The sequence below is a fragment of the Kocuria nitroreducens genome (assembly GCF_042879195.1).
Taxonomy (GTDB): Bacteria; Actinomycetota; Actinomycetes; order Actinomycetales; family Micrococcaceae; genus Kocuria; species Kocuria nitroreducens.
In genome coordinates this window covers 134,908-151,479 of sequence record NZ_JBHZTC010000004.1, presented here as the reverse complement: position 1 = coordinate 151,479, position 16,572 = coordinate 134,908, and the positions used below count along the sequence as shown (strand labels likewise).

Annotated in this window: 11 protein-coding genes; 1 reads left to right on the top strand and 10 read right to left on the bottom strand. The window is 69.7% G+C overall.

Features of this window, described 5'->3' with window-relative positions:
- Positions 1 to 9: 9 nt before the first annotated feature.
- Positions 10 to 831, bottom strand: a complete 822-nt coding sequence (locus ACFYE1_RS03965) for a purine-nucleoside phosphorylase (RefSeq protein WP_387740162.1) — start codon at positions 829 to 831, stop codon at positions 10 to 12.
- Between the two features lie 86 nt (positions 832 to 917).
- On the opposite strand from ACFYE1_RS03965, the gene ACFYE1_RS03960 reads away from it, so the two are divergent.
- Positions 918 to 2,342 (top strand): NAD(P)H-quinone dehydrogenase, encoded by a 1,425-nt coding sequence (locus tag ACFYE1_RS03960; RefSeq protein ID WP_387740159.1) that lies wholly within the window; start codon positions 918 to 920, stop codon positions 2,340 to 2,342.
- A gap of 74 nt (positions 2,343 to 2,416) precedes the next feature.
- On the opposite strand, the gene ACFYE1_RS03955 is transcribed toward ACFYE1_RS03960, so the two are convergent.
- The 9 genes from ACFYE1_RS03955 to ACFYE1_RS03915 form a co-directional block, all read right to left on the bottom strand.
- Positions 2,417 to 3,829, bottom strand: coding sequence for an MFS transporter (locus ACFYE1_RS03955; protein WP_387740157.1), 1,413 nt, complete (start codon positions 3,827 to 3,829; stop codon positions 2,417 to 2,419).
- A 272-nt stretch (positions 3,830 to 4,101) separates the two neighbouring features.
- A complete protein-coding gene (locus ACFYE1_RS03950) occupies positions 4,102 to 5,265 on the bottom strand; it encodes a threonine synthase (RefSeq protein WP_387740156.1) in 1,164 nt (387 codons plus the stop codon).
- A 39-nt stretch (positions 5,266 to 5,304) separates the two neighbouring features.
- On the bottom strand, positions 5,305 to 6,369 hold the full coding sequence (gene sbnB, locus ACFYE1_RS03945; protein ID WP_387740155.1) for a 2,3-diaminopropionate biosynthesis protein SbnB: 1,065 nt from the start codon (positions 6,367 to 6,369) through the stop codon (positions 5,305 to 5,307).
- Positions 6,366 to 7,373 (bottom strand): TauD/TfdA family dioxygenase, encoded by a 1,008-nt coding sequence (locus ACFYE1_RS03940; RefSeq protein ID WP_387740154.1) that lies wholly within the window; start codon positions 7,371 to 7,373, stop codon positions 6,366 to 6,368. Before ACFYE1_RS03940 ends, sbnB begins: the two co-directional genes overlap by 4 nt.
- Positions 7,373 to 9,991, bottom strand: coding sequence for a non-ribosomal peptide synthetase (locus tag ACFYE1_RS03935; RefSeq protein ID WP_387740152.1), 2,619 nt, complete (start codon positions 9,989 to 9,991; stop codon positions 7,373 to 7,375). Before ACFYE1_RS03935 ends, ACFYE1_RS03940 begins: the two co-directional genes overlap by 1 nt.
- Positions 9,992 to 10,038: 47 nt before the next feature.
- Positions 10,039 to 12,960, bottom strand: coding sequence for a Pls/PosA family non-ribosomal peptide synthetase (locus ACFYE1_RS03930; protein WP_387740150.1), 2,922 nt, complete (start codon positions 12,958 to 12,960; stop codon positions 10,039 to 10,041).
- Entirely contained in the window at positions 12,957 to 14,030 is a 1,074-nt protein-coding gene (gene sbnA / locus ACFYE1_RS03925; protein ID WP_387740149.1) for a 2,3-diaminopropionate biosynthesis protein SbnA, read from the bottom strand. Before sbnA ends, ACFYE1_RS03930 begins: the two co-directional genes overlap by 4 nt.
- Before the next feature lie 948 nt (positions 14,031 to 14,978).
- A complete protein-coding gene (locus tag ACFYE1_RS03920) occupies positions 14,979 to 15,692 on the bottom strand; it encodes a 4'-phosphopantetheinyl transferase family protein (RefSeq protein ID WP_387740147.1) in 714 nt (237 codons plus the stop codon).
- Positions 15,693 to 15,716: 24 nt separating this feature from the next.
- The gene (locus ACFYE1_RS03915) at positions 15,717 to 16,571 is read right to left on the bottom strand and encodes a thioesterase II family protein (RefSeq protein WP_387740145.1); all 855 of its coding nucleotides are present in this window, start codon (positions 16,569 to 16,571) and stop codon (positions 15,717 to 15,719) included.
- Position 16,572: the final 1 nt, after the last annotated feature.

Here is a 16,572-nt window from a genome sequence, read left to right as displayed (position 1 = left end):
CCCGGCCGGTCAGAGCTGGGCGACGATGCGGGCCAGCAGCCCGGAGATCCGGGTGCCCGCGGTCCGTCCGGCCTCGAGGACCTCCTCGTGGGACAGCGGGGTCGCGGAGATCCCGGCCGCCTGGTTGGTCACGAGGGAGATCCCGAGCACCTCCATCCCGGCGTGCCGGGCGGCGATGGCCTCCAGCGCGGTGGACATCCCCACCAGGTCCGCTCCCAGCACCCCGGCCATCCGGACCTCGGCCGGCGTCTCGTAGTGCGGGCCGGGGAACTGCGCGTAGACCCCCTCGTCGAGGGTGGGGTCCACCTCGCGGGCCACATCCCGCAGCCGCGGCGAGTACAGGTCGGTGAGGTCCACGAACGTGGCGCCCTCGAGGGGGGACCGCCCCGTGAGGTTGAGGTGGTCGCTGATGAGCACCGGAGTGCCCGGCCCCCAGGCCGGATTCAGTCCGCCGCTGCCGTTGGTCAGGATCATGGTGCGGGCCCCGGCGGCGGCCGCGGCGCGCACGCCGTGGACCACGGGGCGCACGCCCCGGCCCTCGTAGTAGTGGGTGCGGGCGCCGATCACGAGCGCGTGCCGGCCCGTGGCCGTGCGCACGGACCGCAGCGTGCCGACGTGGCCCTCGAGGGCGGGCGGGGTGAAGCCCGGGATCTCGGCGGCCGAGAACTCGGCCACGGTCTCGCCGATCAGCTCGGCGGCCTGGGCCCAGCCGGAGCCGAGGGTCAGAGCGATCTCGTGCGTGTCGACCCCGGTGGCCCGGCGGATGGCGTCCGCGGCCTCCCGGGCGAGCTCGAAGGGGTCGGCCCGGTCAGTGCTGTGCTCTGTGTCCACCCGCCCCAAGCTACCGCATCGTCCCGTGCGGGACGGCGCGGGCGGAACGGTTCCTCCCGCGGAGCAGCACCTGCAAGAATGGCGGGGTGACTGCACACAGCGAATTCTCCATCCAGAAGCTCGTCATCATCGGGGGCGGGCCGGGCGGCTACGAGGCCGCCCTGGTCGCCGCCAGCCTCGGCGCGGACGTGACCATCATCGAGCAGCAGGGCCTGGGCGGCTCCGCGGTGCTGACGGACGTGGTCCCCTCCAAGACGCTGATCGCCTCCGCCGACGCCATGACCCGTTTCGCCGAGGCCGCCGATCTGGGGGTGCACGTGCGCGGCGGCAGCAAGGAGGGCAACGAGATCAACGACCTCGCCGTGGACCTGGAGACGGTCAACACCCGTCTGCTGCGCCTCGCGGCGTCCCAGTCCCGGGACATCAAGCGCGGGCTCGAGCGGGTGGGGGTGCGCGTGATCGCGGGCACCGGCCGGCTGCTCAGCCCCACCAGCGTGCAGGTCACCTCCGACGACGGACTGGAGTACACCCTCGACGCGCAGGCCGTGCTCCTCGCCGTCGGGTCCCTCCCGCGCGAGCTGCCCTCCGCGAAGCCGGACGGGGAGCGGATCTTCAACTGGAAGCAGGTCTACCACCTCACCGAGGTCCCCGAGCACATGATCGTGGTCGGCTCCGGCGTCACCGGAGCGGAGTTCGCCTCGGCGTACCGGGGCCTCGGTGCCGAGGTCACCCTCATCTCCTCCCGGGACCAGGTGCTGCCCGGCGAGGACCAGGACGCGGCCTCGGTCCTCGAGAACGTCTTCGAGCGCCGCGGCATGAACGTGCTCAACCGCTCCCGCGCGGACTCCGTGGAGCGCACCGAGAACGGCGTGGTCGCCACGCTCTCCGACGGGCGCAAGATCGCCGGCTCGCACTGCCTCGTCGCCGTCGGCGCGATCCCCGCCACGGACGACCTCGGCCTCGAGGAGGTCGGGGTGGGCCGCGCCGATTCCGGGCACATCAAGGTCGACGGCGTCTCCCGCACCACCGTGCCGGGCGTCTACGCCGTGGGCGACTGCACGGGCGTGCTCCCGCTCGCCTCGGTGGCGGCCATGCAGGGCCGGATCGCCGTGGCGCACCTCATGGGCGACGCCGTCAAGCCGCTGCGCACCCACCTGGTCGCCTCCAACATCTTCACCTCGCCGGAGATCGCCTCCGTGGGCGTGAGCGAGAAGGCCATCCAGGACGGCACCTACCAGGCGGACACCATCATGCTGAAGCTGTCCACCAACCCGCGTGCCAAGATGATGGCGGTCGAGGACGGGTTCGTGAAGATCTTCTCCCGCAAGGGCTCCGGCACGGTGATCGGCGGCGTGGTGGTGGGCCCCCGCGCGTCCGAGCTGATCTTCCCGATCTCGCTGGCCGTCACCCATAAGCTGCACGTCGACGACTTGGCCGACACCTTCACGATCTACCCGTCCCTCACGGGCTCGATCTCGGAGGCGGCCCGGCGCCTGCACGTGCACGTCTGACCCACGCCCGCACGCGGAACGGCCGCACCCCCGAGGGGGTGCGGCCGTTCCGCGTGCGGGACCGGACGAGCAGGTCAGCGGCGGGTGACCACGTTGGCCATGTCGACGTCCTTGGTCTCCGGGGAGAACCAGAGCGCCACGAGGGTCAGCACCGCGCCGAACGCCAGGTAGAGCCCGACGGAGCCCACACCGTAGCTCGCGTTGAGCGTGACGGCGACGTACGGGGTGATGGCGGCACCGAGGATCGACGCCGTGTTGTACGCGACGCCGGAGCCGGTGTAGCGCACGTTGGTGGGGAACAGCTCGGGCAGGATCGCGGACATCGAGCCGAAGGTCAGGCCCATGAGGGTCATGCCGACGGCGAGGAAGAACAGTACGCGGGCCGTGCTGACGGCCTCCCCGGTCCCGACCGCGGCCGGGTCCATGAGCAGCCCGAAGCTCAACCCGAAGAGCAGGATCACCGAGGTGATCACCAGCTGCGAGCTGCGCCGGCCGAAGCGGTCGGCGACCCACCCGGAGACGGGCACCATCGCGGCGAACAGGAGCACGGCGAGCAGCTGCAGCACCAGGAAGTCGCGGTAGGGGATGCCGAGGCCGCCGTTGGCGGGGCTGCCGATGCCGTAGGAGAGGATCCACGCCGTCATCAGGTAGAAGAGCATGTAGGTGGCGAGCATGATGAACGTGCCCTGGATCATCTGCAGCCACGAGCCCCGGAAAGCCTCGACGAGCGGGGTCTGGACCTTCTCGCCCTGGTCCAGGGCCTTCTGGAAGACCGGGGTCTCCTCGAGCTTGAAGCGCACGTACAGGCCGACGACCACCATGACCACCGAGGCGAGGAACGGGACGCGCCAGCCCCACGTGAGGAACGGGTGGCCGGTGCCCTGATCGGCGACCGAGACGAAGCCCATCACGATGGTCAGCAGCAGGAAGAAACCGTTGGCCAGGATGAAGCCGAACGGGGCGCCGAGCTGCGGCCACATGGCGGCGCGCGCCCGCTTGCCCTCCTCGGCGTACTCGGTGGCCAGCAGGGCCGCGCCGGACCACTCGCCGCCCAGGCCCAGGCCCTGGCAGAAGCGCAGGATCGTCAGGATGAGCGGGGCCCAGATGCCGATCGAGTAGTAGGTGGGCAGGAGGCCGATGAGGAACGTGGCGACGCCCATGGTCAGCAGGGCGCCGATCAGGGTGGCCTTGCGGCCGATCCGATCGCCGAAGTGCCCGAAGATGACGGAGCCGATCGGCCGGGCCACGAAGGCCGCGGCGAAGGTCGCCATGGAGGCGAGCAGCTTGGCCGTCTCGTCCTCGCCCGCGAAGAACAGGGCGGGGAACACGGCCACGGCCGCGGTGGCGTAGACGTAGAAGTCGTAGAACTCGATCGTCGTGCCCACGAGGGACGCCAGGATCACCCGGCTGCGGGGCACGCGGTCGGACAGGGGGAGCGAGGGGCCGGACGCGCCGGTGGCGTCCTGCCCGGTCACCGAAGAGGACATGGGGAAACCTCGGTCGTAGCAGTGGGCGGAAACAAGGTTCCGATGGTACGTGGCCGTGTCCGCGTCTCGGGAACTCTGTCTCACATCCTGGAGCGCCGGTAGGTCAGGGACTCGATGCCGGTGACGGCGGATGCGCCCGATCCCCGGCAGTTCTGCTGATCGAGCCGTACTCCGGCCGTAGCTCGACCAGCATCCGTACGGTTCGATCCTTCATCGCGGGATCGGAGTCCTTCGACATGACGGCCGCCTTCCTGGCCGGAAACGATGCGGCATCAAACTCCAGGCGATTCAAGTGCCTGCCGCACGTCAGCCAGCCGGTCGGCCACAGCCACCCTGCCCCGGGCCGGGGAGCCGGCCGCCTTGATCTCGCGTCCCGTGACCAGCACGACGATCGTCTCGTCGGGGTCCACCTGGCCTTCTCGCAGAGCACTCCGCAAGCCTGCCACGGACGCAGCGCCTGCCGGCTCCGCACCGACGCCGGCCGTCGAGGCCAGCAGACCGACGGCCTCCATGAGCTGCGTGTCGCTCACCGCCACCATCGCGCCGTCGCCGGAGCGTACGGCTTGGAGCACCGCGTCGCCGATGGCCGGCCGCAGCACGGCGATCCCGTCGGCCACCGTCGACCCCGGGTCCAGTTCGTCGGGTCCTGGATCGATCCCCAGCCAGGCGCGCACCAGCGGTTGACACGCCTGGGCCTGCACACCGACCAGGCGAGGCTTACGGGCAGCAACACCACAGGCAACCAGCTCGGCGAAGCCCTTCTCGAGCGCCACGAGGGTGGGACCGTCACCCACCGGAGCGACCATCACGTCCGGCATCCGTCGGCCAAGCTGCTCCCAGATCTCCAGCGCGACGGTCTTCTTGGCCTCGGTCGTCAGGGGATTCACTCCGGTGTTCCGGTTCACCCAGCCGAACTCCTCGACCGCTGCGCGCGACAGGTCGACGGCGGCCGCGTAGCCATCAGGAACCTGGAACACCCATGCCCCGGCCTGGGTCATCAGCGCGAGCTTGTCCTCCTGACAGTCGGCCGACACGAAGATGACGGCGCGCATTCCCGCAGCTGCCGCCCCGAACGCCGTGGCTACGGCGGCGTTGCCCGTCGAGGCCGTCGTGATGGTGTCCAGACCCTGCCGCAGCCCGTCCTCGATCACCAGCGCCGTGGCCCGGTCCTTGTTCGACGCCGTCGGGCCGCGGGTCTCGTCCTTGACCCACAGGGACGGGGTCCCCAACACGCCCCTCAGCGCGGGGGCCGGAAGCAACGGCGTGCCGCCGATGGGCAGGGGGTAGCGCACCGGCCCCTCGGACAGGGGCAGGAGGGGGAGGTACCGCCACATGGTGAACGATCCCGGGCCCTGTTCCGGAACCAGGCCGGGACCATAGTCGTACTGCATCCACTCGCACCCGGCGGTGCGTACCGAGCCGGTCACCCTGCCCATGCTGTGTGCGCCTCCTCCCGCGTGCCCGGGCGCGCCGAGTCAGCCATACCGACGCAGCTCCGAGAAGAAGTCCTCGATCACCCGGAGCCGGCCGCTACCGGCCACTTCGTCGTAGACGTACTTGCCCACCGCCAGATCGAGCACGCCCAGGCCGAACGGCGAGAACACCAACGGGCGGTCGTCCGCCAGTGCGACCTTGCCCTCCATGACGTCGGCCAGGGTGCCGTCCACGAAGTCCCGGTGACCGACCGTCTGTTCCACGAGGTGGGCCGACGTTCCGGCCCGCAGGCAGTGGTCGACGTCGTCCAGGACGTTGGCCGACGCCATCAGGATCTCCGGGGCCAGGTCGCGCAGGGACACGTGCAGCACCAGCGGGTTGTGCGAGAACCATGTCACGTCGTGCACGTGCGGCTGGGCCGCGACGGTGGCGAACACGAGGAGGTCACTGCTCCTGACCAGTTGCTCGGGACCGTCGTGCACGGTCACGCGGGCCGCAGTGCCGCTGCGTTCGAGATAGCCCTTGAATCCCTCCGCGCTCTCGCCCGAGAGGTCGTACACCCCGATCTCGTCGAAGGACCAGTCGGTCGCGGCGAGGAAGGTGTGGATGTACCGGGCGATGAGACCCACGCCGAAGAACCCGATGCGCCGGGGACGTCCCCGTCCTCGGCTGAGCCAGTCCGCAGCCGAGGCGGCCGATGCCGCCGTCCGGGAGGCGCTGATGACGGAGCACTCCATGCAGGCGAAGGGGTACCCCGTCGCCCGGTCGTTGAGTATCAGCACCGCGGAGGCGCGGGGTATCCCTGACGCCACGTTGTCCGGGAAGCTGGAGACCCACTTGATGCCGTCCACCCCCACGTGTCCGCCGATCGAGGCGGGCAGGGCGATGATGCGCGAGGTGGGACGGTCGGGGAAGCGCAGGAAGTAGGACGGGGGGTTCACCGAGTCACCGGCTGCGTGCACCCGGTAGGTCTGCTCGACCAGCTCGACGACCTCCTTCTCCCGACCCTGGAGCACCTGCTGCACCTGGACTCCGGGAATGACCGCGAACGGTGGAACCGTCTTCGGCTCCGCGGCGGCGACCGGGGAGGTGGCGGGATCGGTCATCGCGCACCGTCCTGGAAGTGGGTCACGAGATCCGACACACGGCGCGGCTCGGCCATGCCGACGAGAACCTCCCGAGGTCCCTCGTACGCCTCACGGCTGTGGGCCATGCGCACGTTGTCGACGAGCATGAGATCCCCCGCCTCCCAAGGCCTTCGAAGGGTGTGAACCTCGTAGACCTCGTTCAACAGGGCGATGATGTCCTCACCGATCGGCTCGCCGTTGCCGAAGCGGGTGTTGAACGGCAGCCCGTCGGGACCGTAGACGTCCACCAGGTACTCCCGCACCTCGGGTGCGATCGTCCACTCGTTCAAGAACGCGACCTGGTTGAACCAGCAGCGTTGACCGGTCACCGGGTGTCGCACCACGGCAGGGCGCCGTTGCCGGGTGCGGAGCTCTCCGTCGGGCTGCCACTCGAACTCGATCGCGTGGGCCCGGCAGTAGCTCTCGACGGCAGCGCGGTCGGCGACCCCGAATGCCTCCTCGTAGGTGGCTCCGATGTCCTCGTTGTAGCTGCGGGTGAGCAACCACCCCTCGCTCTCGAACCGCTGGACGATATCCGCAGGTATGGCGTCGAGCACGGCGCGGGCGTCCGCCACGCCGGTCACCCCGCCGACGCTGGGCGCTTCGAGACAGGCGAAGAGCATCAAGCCGGGGAACTCGAGCGCGTAGCTGAGCTCGTGATGCATGCACATGGGCTGGTTCGCGGGCCACTTGAGCGATGAGTACACGCCCTCGGAGTAGCGCTGCCTGGTGGCGAAGGCCTCCCGGTCCGGCATGAGGCTGCTCGGAACCAGCCGCCGGAAGACGGCGGCCACCTCGGATGCATCGTGGAGGCCGAGCCCGCGGACCAGGACCGCGCCGTGCTCGGCTACCGCCGCACGCAGTGCCTCACGGTGCTGTTCGGCCCACGGTACGGGGTCGAGGCCGTCCTCGACGGTGAGCATCGGCGGCCGGCCGGGTTGGCGTTCCAGGTCGAGCTGGATACTGGGTGAAGACGACGACATCAGGAGTCCTTCCGTGTCACGGTGAGCGGGTTGGAATGGTCCACCGGTTCGCTGACCGGTGTCCGGGGGGCGGAGGCGGGCTCCGTGGTGGCTCCCGCCGGCTGCGGTGCGGGTGGGGCAGCACCGCCTCCGTGGGACGACGCGTCGAGCAGGGCAGCCAGGTCAGCCAGGACCGGCGTCCGCACGACGTCCTTGAGCGACACCGCGCGCTTGAGCAGGACGGCGAGCTTCACCGCGGACAGGGAGGTGCCGCCCAGCCCGAAGAAGGAGTCCTTCCTGCTGATCCGATCCGGCGGTATGCCGAGGACCGATGCCCACGCCTCGGCGAGCCGCTGCTCGGTGGCCGTGAGCGACTCCGTCGGGGTGCCGGTCTCCGGCACGACCTCCTGCGCCATGCGGCTCAAGGTCGTCCGGTCGATCTTCCCGTTGCCGGTCAGGGGCAGGCTTTGCAACCACCGGTACGCCGTCGGCACCATGTAGTCAGGTACTCGTGATGCCATCCCGTCGCGGATCTCGTCGACCTCGAGTGCCCGGTTGCCAGCGTAGAACGCCACGAGGAATGTGGACTGATCGGTGCTCTCACCGACGACGACGGCGCCGTCGCGCACACCCGGCAGGCACAGCAGGGCGTTCTCGATCTCTCCGATCTCGATGCGGAAGCCCCGGATCTTCACCTGGTTGTCGCGCCGTCCCAGGAAGTCGAGCTTCCCGTCCGGTCGCCACCGTCCGTAGTCACCGGTCCGGCAGATGCGCTCCCCGACACGGTGCGGATCGGGCCCGAACACCGCGGCGGTTCGCTCCGCGTCGTTGACGTACCCGCGGCCCACGCACACGCCGGAGAACACGACCAGTCCGGGTGCGCCGAGCGGTACCGGGTTGCCGAACTCGTCGACCACGTCGACGTGGGTGTTGTTGATCGGCCGCCCGAGAGGCACCTGTGCCCCGGCCGGAGACCGGTCCATGATCTCGTGCACGGCGTCGTCCGACGTCTCGGTGAGCCCATAGGTGTTGACCACGGGGACGTCCGGGTGGAGCGCGAACCAGCGCTGGACGAGCTCCTTCTTCAGGAAGTCACCGGTGGGACACACGCAGTGCAGGTCCGGCAGCTCGCGGGGGTGCTGCTCGAGGTACGACACGATCACGTCGAGGTATGACGGCACGACCTGGATCACGCCGGCTCGCCCGTCCACGATCGTGTCGACGAACCGCTCCACGTCGAGGATCGTGTCCTGGTCGACGAACAGGGTGCGCCCGCCGACCAGCAGGGCGGCCACCAGTTGCCACACCGAGATGTCGAAGCACTGTGGCCCGGTCTGGGGGATCACTTCGCCCTCGCGCACGCCGAGGTCGTCGATCTTGGCGAGGATGTGGTTGAGCATCCCGGCGTGCTCGCACATCACGCCTTTCGGCTGCCCGGTGGAGCCGGACGTGAACAGGATGTAGGCGAGCTGGTCCGGGGCGACGTCCACGCCGAGATCCGTCTCGGGGTGGTCCTCGCTCAGGAGGTCGTCGACGAAGAGCTCCTCCACGCCGGGCAGAGTGGCCAGTGCCTGGTCGAGCGTGGTGGTACTGGCGCGTTCGGTGACGACCAGCGGTGACTCCGCCCGTGAGATCGCCGTGGCCATGCGCCCGGGCGGGAAGTGCGGCTCGAGCGGCAGGTAGGTCAGACCGGCCTTCCAGATGGCCAGGACCGTCACCATCCAGCCCAGGTTTCGCTCCATCACCACGGCGACGACGGCCTCTCGGCCCAGACCGCGAGCCAGCAGCGCCCTGCCCAGCCGATTCGCCCGGGCGTTGAGCTCGCGGTAGGTCAGCTGGCCGTCGCCGTGAACGGCAGCGACTGCTTCCGGATCGGACTCGGCCCGCTGCTCGATCATCTCGTGGACGCGCAGGTCCGGGAGCTCACGCTCGGGGCCCGCGAGCTCCTCCAGCTGGAGGCGCAGCTCCTCGGGGGCGAGCAGACACACGCGGGCATGCTCGGCGTCGGGGTCCGCTGCGATCGCCTTCAACGCCGTCACGTGGTATCCGGCGATGCGGGCGGCGGCGGAAGCGTCGAGCACATCGGTGCGATACCGCAGCCGCAACCGAGCGCCGCTCGCGTCGTACGACATGGCCAGCTGCACGACCGTGCTATCGGCCGGCTGCCCCAGGGCATCCCGCGGGTCGAGCACGGTTTCGAAGATCGGTCCGTTCAGGTCCAGCTCGCGGCGGATCCCGTCGACGGGAACCTCGTGCTCGGCGTTCTCCAGGTGCCACCGCAGCTCCCACTCCAGACGACCCACGGCTGCCAGGAGCGCGCGCCAGGAGGCCGGCTCGGTCGTCAGCCGGCACGGCAGGGGTTCGCGGCCACGAGCTGCGGCATACCCGGTCACGACCTCCCGCTCCCCGGCCAGCGTGGCGAGCACTTTGGCGTGAGCCGTCAGCAGCACCACGTCCAGGGACGTCTCCAGGCTGTCGGCCAGCCGGCGCAGGGTCCTCACCAGATCGTCGGGGATGTCCTCCTGGTGCTCGCCGAGGCCTGGACGGGGGTCCAAGGTCCACCGTGGGATCGCCGTCAGCCCGCCCCCGGCGAGCATGCCCCGCCAGAAGTCGCGTTCCCCGTCAGTCAGCATGTCCATGTCCTGCTCTCCTGGATCAATCCGTCGCGACCGCATCTGCGGCCCCGTCACCGGGCACTGGTCAGCGCGGCAGCCGGCGAGGCAACGACGAGTCCCCGTGGCTGCCGGCCGGACGTCGAATCGGTCAGCGCTTCCGCAGGATTGCCTCCCCACCGCTCGTTGTCGGGGACCTCCGTGCCCTTCATCAGGAAGGAGTCCGGCGCGAGGACCACGCCGTGGCCCATGGTGACCCCGTAGTGCACCATCGTCGCCACGCCGAGCGTGCAGCCCGAGCCGATGGTGGTGGCGTCGGACTTGAAGGCGTAGTCCTCCTGGGAGTGGCACTGGATGTACGACCCGGCATTGAGGATCACGTTGTCCCCGATGGTGACGATGTTCTTCTCGGACATGCCGGCCCCGTCGTCGAACAGCCGCTTGCCCACACGGACCCCGACCAGCCGCCATAAAATTGCCTTGAAGGGTGTGCCGTTCAACAGACGGTGCACGTTGGCCCGGGCGCACAGTTTGAAGAAGCGCTCGGTGCGCCAGAAGTCGACCTCGTAGATCGAGCAGTGCTTCGGCCGCACTCCCCGGAATCCCGTGGAGGCCCGCTCGACGAAGGAGAAGTACAGCACGGTGAACACCAGCAGCACGAGGCTGAGGCCCATGAGCACGAGTTCGCCGAATCGTTGGTACAGGTCCACGGCGGCCATCGAGAACAGCAGTACAGCGAAGGTGTAACCCCAGCGTGACAGCAGGAACAGTGCCATGCTCACCAGGTTGTGCCTGTTCTTGGCGGCAAGTCGGCGAGGGAACTCCTCGTCGTGCGCCATCCGGACGAAGACGCTGTCCCGCTGCACCGTCCGGGGGATCTCGAAGGCGGGTGATCCGAGCAAGCCGACCCCTTCCCGGACCTCTCCATCGATCGGTACGAGAGCCTTGGTCGCGATGAGGCAGTTGTCCCCCACCTTGCCCTGTGGAGGGTAGACGATGTCGTTGCCGAGGAAGCTGTTCGCTCCGATGGCGCTTCGCGACACGCTGAAGGACGTGCTGGAGTAGTTGGCGTTGATGAACGAATGGCCGGAGGCGATGACGGTTCCCCGGCCCACCGCACTCAGGTACGGGTTGTCGTGCTTCACCTCGGTGCCGAAGTTGGACCCGGATTGCACCACCGGGGAGAGCTTGTATCCGAGGGACAGCAGATAGTGAACGATGAAGGAGCTGTCCCCGAAGAGCTCGAGGAAGAACTTCCGGTTGGTGATGCGTCCGATCGCCCGGTGCATGATGTACCGGATCCCGTACAGCGCATAGACCCGATCCGGTGTAATCGCGAGGTTCAGCAGCCGAGGGACCGTCATGACGAAGAGCAGGCTCACGAGCATGCCGCCCAGGAACAGAACCAGGGACAGCCCCAGGACGGTACTCAGGTACGACCAGTCGGTGAGTGACAGGTGCTCGGTCGCGTTGAGCTCCGCGATCCAAGGCACGTCGACGATGACTATGGCCAGGAACGAGAAGGCCAAGGGCACCGTCACGAGCAGGCGGTTCGCCAGCTGCAGGACGGAGTACCTCGCCCTCCTCCAGGTGCTGCAGGGGGCCGGGGGGACCGTCCGGTAGTCGGTGCTCGTGCGCTCCGCGGGCGATCCGTGCCAGCTCTCTCCGGCCGGCACTGCCTGGCCTTCGTGGAGGGAGGAGGCATGGCCCAGCTGGGCCCCGTCGCCGATCGAGGTGTGGATGTCCAGCACCGTCTTCTCGCCGATGAGGACGTTCTTGCCGATGGACACCGGACCCGTCTGGATGACACCGTTGACGGCGCGGTAGCCATTGAGGAAAGCGTCCTTGTCGATGACGGCGTGCTCGCCGATGGTGAGCATGTCGGTGCAGACGGGCATGCGCCGGGTGAAGACGACCGCACCCTTCCCGACCTTGGCTCCCAGAGCACGCAAGTAGAGCAGGTACAACGGCGAGCCGGCGAAGAGAACCAGCGGGTTGGCCACCACCACTGTCTTGACGAACCAGAACCGCACGTAGGCCAGGCTCCAGATGCGGATCTCCTGGGGCCTCCATCGGCCGACGAGAACCCACTTGGCCAGGATGGGGAACGCGCACATGATCACGAAGGTGATCGCACCGAAGGCGGCGCCCCTCAGATAGTGCTCCCACAGGCCCTCGCCCGCCCACACCCAGACCAGCCCTCTCTCGAAGATCACTGCGAACAGATAGGTGTAGGCCAGGAAGAGCAGAACCTGCAGCGCGCCGCACACCACGTACTCGACCGTGGTGGCCGATGTTCCTACCGCGGGGAGAGGCCGGTGTCGCCCGGCTCGCGCTTCTCCAGCAGGAGGCACCGTAGGTGCGAGAGCGGATGCCGCTTCCGTTCCCGCTGCGCGTGAGGTGGGGGTACCGGCAACCACAGGTCGGCTCGGCGTCGCCGGCTCGGTACCACCGAGCGACGTGGCCAAGCTCCTGACCGTCGGGTACTGGTAGACGTCCTTGATCGACACCGCCGGAAGATCCGGCTCCTTGCGCACCCGGGCGCAGAACTGCGCCATCACCAGCGAGTCCGCGCCCAGGTCGTCGAAGAAGTGGCTGTCCACCGACACCTGCTCACCGCCCAGCACACCGGTCAGCACCTCGGCCAGGCGCGCCTGCACCGATACCGGCTCCACCGGTGCCACTGCCCCGGCCAGCGCGGTGATCGTCGGGTGCCGGTAGACGTCCTTGATCGACACCGCCGGAAGATCCGGCTCCTTGCGCACCCGGGCGCAGAACTGCGCCATCACCAGCGAGTCCGCGCCCAGGTCGTCGAAGAAGTTGGCGTCCACGGGGACGTCGTCCTGCTTCACCACCGAGGCGAGAAGAAGCGCCAGCCGACGTTCGAGCGGAGTGTCCGCGCCCACTACCGCAGGTGCCGGTGTGGATGGAAGACCGCTCCTCGTGGGAATCGTGGGAATCGTGGGAGTCGGCAGCGTGTCTGCGAGCTTGTTCACTGTGAGGCACTCCTCGGTGAGGAAGTGGCCGCGGAATCGGTCACGGGTGTGGCCGCCGGATGCCGCGGCCCTGACACCGGGTCAAACCGTCGACCAGCAGCTGCCGTCGAGTCGACGCCGGCGAGCGCTTCGGCCCCGAAGTGGTCGAGCACCCAGTCGGGCTGGTAGATGGTGTCCATGTACGGGCGGCCCAGGTCGGGAGAGATGGCCACCGCGGTGACGTCCCGAGCGTGGTGGTCCGCGAGCCATGTCATGGCGCCGTGGACCACGGTCCCGGAGGAGCCACCGAGCAGGAAGCCACGCCCGGCCAGGCGGTGGCAGGTGCGCACGGTGTCCAGCTCCTCGACGAGCACCACGTCGTCGAGCAAGGACTCGTCGAGGTGGGGCGGCCGCACGCTCATGCCGAGCCCTGGGATCAGGCGGGTGGCAGGCGGGCCGCCGAACGTGACCGATCCGACGGCGTCGACCGCGACGATCCGGACGTCAGGCCGGTGCTCACGGAAGTACCGCGCGCATCCCATCAGGGTGCCCGTTGTCCCGGCTCCCACGAAGAGCACCTCGAGATCGGGGAACTGAGCGGCGATCTCGGGTGCGGTCCAGCGGTAGTGCGCTCCCCAGTTGCCGGGGTTGGCGTACTGGTTGAGCCAGACGTACCGCTCGTCGGAATCGCACAGTTCGCGGACGTGGTTGAGCCGGGCTCCGAGGAGACCGTCGACGGGATCCGGCTCGGTGACTAGGTCCACCTGTGCGCCGAGCGACTCCATGAGCTGCCGGGTCGCGGGGTTGCAGCGCGGATCGATCACGCAGACGAAGCAGTATCCCTTGCTGGCGGCGATCATGCTGAGCGCGACGCCGAGATTCCCGGAGGAGGACTCCACGAGTACCGAGCCGGGACCGATCCTCCCTTCTCGCTCGGCTCGCTCGACCATCTCCACGGCGGGCTTGAGCTTGATCGAGCCGGCGAAGTTGAACCCCTCGATCTTCAGGTAGAGGCTGCGGTCCAGCACGCCTTCCAGATCGATGAACAGACTCTGCTCGTTGAACAGGTGCGGATACTTGATGATGGACATGGTCTTCCTCGTTCTCGTGCCGTGCGCTCGGTCCGTGAGGACGGGCAGGGACGGCAGTTCAGATTCGGGTCGGCTCGTCGCTGGGGTGATCGGCACCGCAGGGCCCTCGTCTCGGTGCGCCGATCAACGAGGGCGTCCGTCCTGCAGGGTGCCTCCTCGGCCGACCGTTGCAACGCTGCGCTGCGACTGCATCTGGAGCGATCGACGTCGGTGAGTTCCCCGCTGACGGCAGAAGCCGCAGGACGGTGGTGCCTGCCGCGAAGGCGGCGGCCGTGACTGCTCAGGTGGTTCTACTCATGGTTCGGTCCCATCCGGTGAAGAAGCGAGAACCGCTTCGCAACAGGTGCCGGCCCGTGGCGCATTCCCCCGAACGCCCCCCTGGGCCCCGTGTCTGCTGCGACGCCACCAACGTAGGCCCAGGTCAGATAACTTTGGCCAACATTTGCGAAGATGACGGACACGATTCGGACACGGTCCCGGAGGAGACTCGGCGGGCGGGCACCGGCGAGGACCAGATAGGGACGCCGGCCCAGGAACCGCTGATCGGAGGCCCGTCCGCGCCCGGTCGAGCATCGAGACGGCTCGCCGCGGACCTGGCTCAGCTCATCAGTGCCGGAATCCGGGTGCTGAGGAGTGGACATGACAGTTGATCCTGACGTGACGGAGTGGATGAACCGGGAAGGTGCTTCGATCCGAGGTCTCGGGGAAGCACCGCACAGGGCGAGTGAGGTGTTCGCCGCTCTCGCCGGACGCTGTTCCATGTAGGCGGCCCTACACGATTCAAGGATGACCGACGGATCAGCGGCTGGAGTCGGCCTCCGGATGGAGAAATCCTGTCCACCCGTGGTTGTACGCGGTGCCGATGGTGGGCCGGGCCGAGCAGAGGTCCGTCGTGCTCGGACGTGGGCACAGGACGCGCTCCTGGTCGGTGGAGTCGTGCCGATGTTCTCAGCGCTGATCCGGTAGGACGCGGACGGTCAGCGCCGCCCGCACGTCCTCGCGGGCGGGGCCGGGGACCGGTGGAAGATCCAGGTCCAGGATCCGCCACCCGGTGACGGGCCGCCCCGGGACGGGCCCCGCCCCGACCTCGTCGACGGAGGGGTCGCGGAACAGTCCCGAGCCCATGGCCTTGAGCAGGGACTCCTTGCGCGCCCACACCGTCGTCACGGCGGCCGGCCGGTCCGCGGCGGGCAGGGCCCGCAGGGTGGCGATCTCGGCGGGGTGGAGCAGGGGGAGCACCTCCTCGGCGGCGACCGGGTCCTGGAGGTGCTCGACGTCCACCCCCACCTCGCGCTCGGCCGTGGCCACGAGAACCAGGTCGCCGCTGTGCGAGAGGGAGAAGCGCAGGTCGTGGTCCTCGAGCCGCGGCTTGGGCCGGGGCCCCTGGGCGGGGACGGGCGGACCCAGGCGCAGTGAGCCCGGGGCCGCGCCGGTGCGGGCGGAGAGCACGTGGCGCAGCACGCAGTGGGCGACCACGAACCGCCGCCGGTCGGACTCGAAGCGGAACGCCGCGCCCCGGGCCCGCTCGTCGTCGTCCAGGCAGTCCCGGACCGACTCCGCCCAGCCGTTCAGCAAGGACGCGCGGGCGAGCACCACCCGAACGTCCGCGAGGGCTCCCGGCACCGCCAGCTCGACCAGGCCGGGCACGGTCGACCCGCTCACCACGGCTCGCTCACCGGGCAGGGCTCACCGGGGCCGGCCGGGTGCGGCGCACGCCTCGAGGTCCTCGAGCAGCCGGTCCCGGTGGGCGGCGAGCGGGTGGTGGCCGCCGGGGTACTCCCGCCGATGCACGGGCCCCGTGCTGACCGGGCCCCAGGCGTCCATGCCGGCGGCGTCCACCGTGTCGTCCTCCGTGCCGCGCAGCAGCAGCAGGGGTGCCCCGACCGGGGCGGGGAGCTGGTGGTGGGCCATCGAGATCCGCAGGTCCGCGCGCAGGGCGGGCAGCTGCAGGGCCAGCAGCTCGGGATTCGCCAGGACCGCCTCGGGGGTGCCGCCGAGCCGCCGGAGCCACCGGGCGAGCGCCTGATCGGCGCCCGGGTCCTGCGGGTCGAGACCGGCCCGCAGGTCCTCGTCCGGGACGCCCCTGACGTCCACGGCGCCCGGGGCGGTCTTCGCGGACAGCGCGAGCAGCGAGACCCGGATCCCCTCCCGGTGCTCGAGCCGCGAGGCGAGCTCGGCCGCCACGGAGGCGCCCATGCTGTGGCCCAGGACCACGTGCGGGACGTCCGGGGACGCGTCAGGAGGTGTCGATCCGGACGCCCACGGGGCGCCGGCGACTGCCTCGGCCGCCTCCGCGGCGAGCGCGGCGACCGAGGGGGCCGCCGGCTCCCCGAAACGGCTCTCCCGCCCGGGGTACTGGACGCCGAGCACCTGCACGTCCTCGCGGACCAGGAACCGCCAGTAGCCGGCGGCGGCGCCCGCGGGCGGGCAGCAGAGCACCCGCAGCCGTGGCGTTCCGGCGGGGGCGCCGCTGCGGAGCCGGTCCTGCGCGGAGAGGTCCACGAGGCAGCGCGCGGGGGAGCCGGTCGGTCGGGTGCTCATC

Bases quoted from the DNA above. Each gene is read 5' to 3' on its own strand.
- ACFYE1_RS03950 (WP_387740156.1), bottom strand. From the start codon at position 5,265: ATGGGCAGGGTGACCGGCTCGGTACGCACCGCCGGGTGCGAGTGGATG.
- sbnB (WP_387740155.1), bottom strand. From the start codon at position 6,369: ATGACCGATCCCGCCACCTCCCCGGTCGCCGCCGCGGAGCCGAAGACG.
- ACFYE1_RS03955 (WP_387740157.1), bottom strand. From the start codon at position 3,829: ATGTCCTCTTCGGTGACCGGGCAGGACGCCACCGGCGCGTCCGGCCCC.
- sbnA (WP_387740149.1), bottom strand. From the start codon at position 14,030: ATGTCCATCATCAAGTATCCGCACCTGTTCAACGAGCAGAGTCTGTTC.
- ACFYE1_RS03935 (WP_387740152.1), bottom strand. From the start codon at position 9,991: ATGGACATGCTGACTGACGGGGAACGCGACTTCTGGCGGGGCATGCTC.
- ACFYE1_RS03915 (WP_387740145.1), bottom strand. From the start codon at position 16,571: ATGAGCACCCGACCGACCGGCTCCCCCGCGCGCTGCCTCGTGGACCTC.
- ACFYE1_RS03940 (WP_387740154.1), bottom strand. From the start codon at position 7,373: ATGTCGTCGTCTTCACCCAGTATCCAGCTCGACCTGGAACGCCAACCC.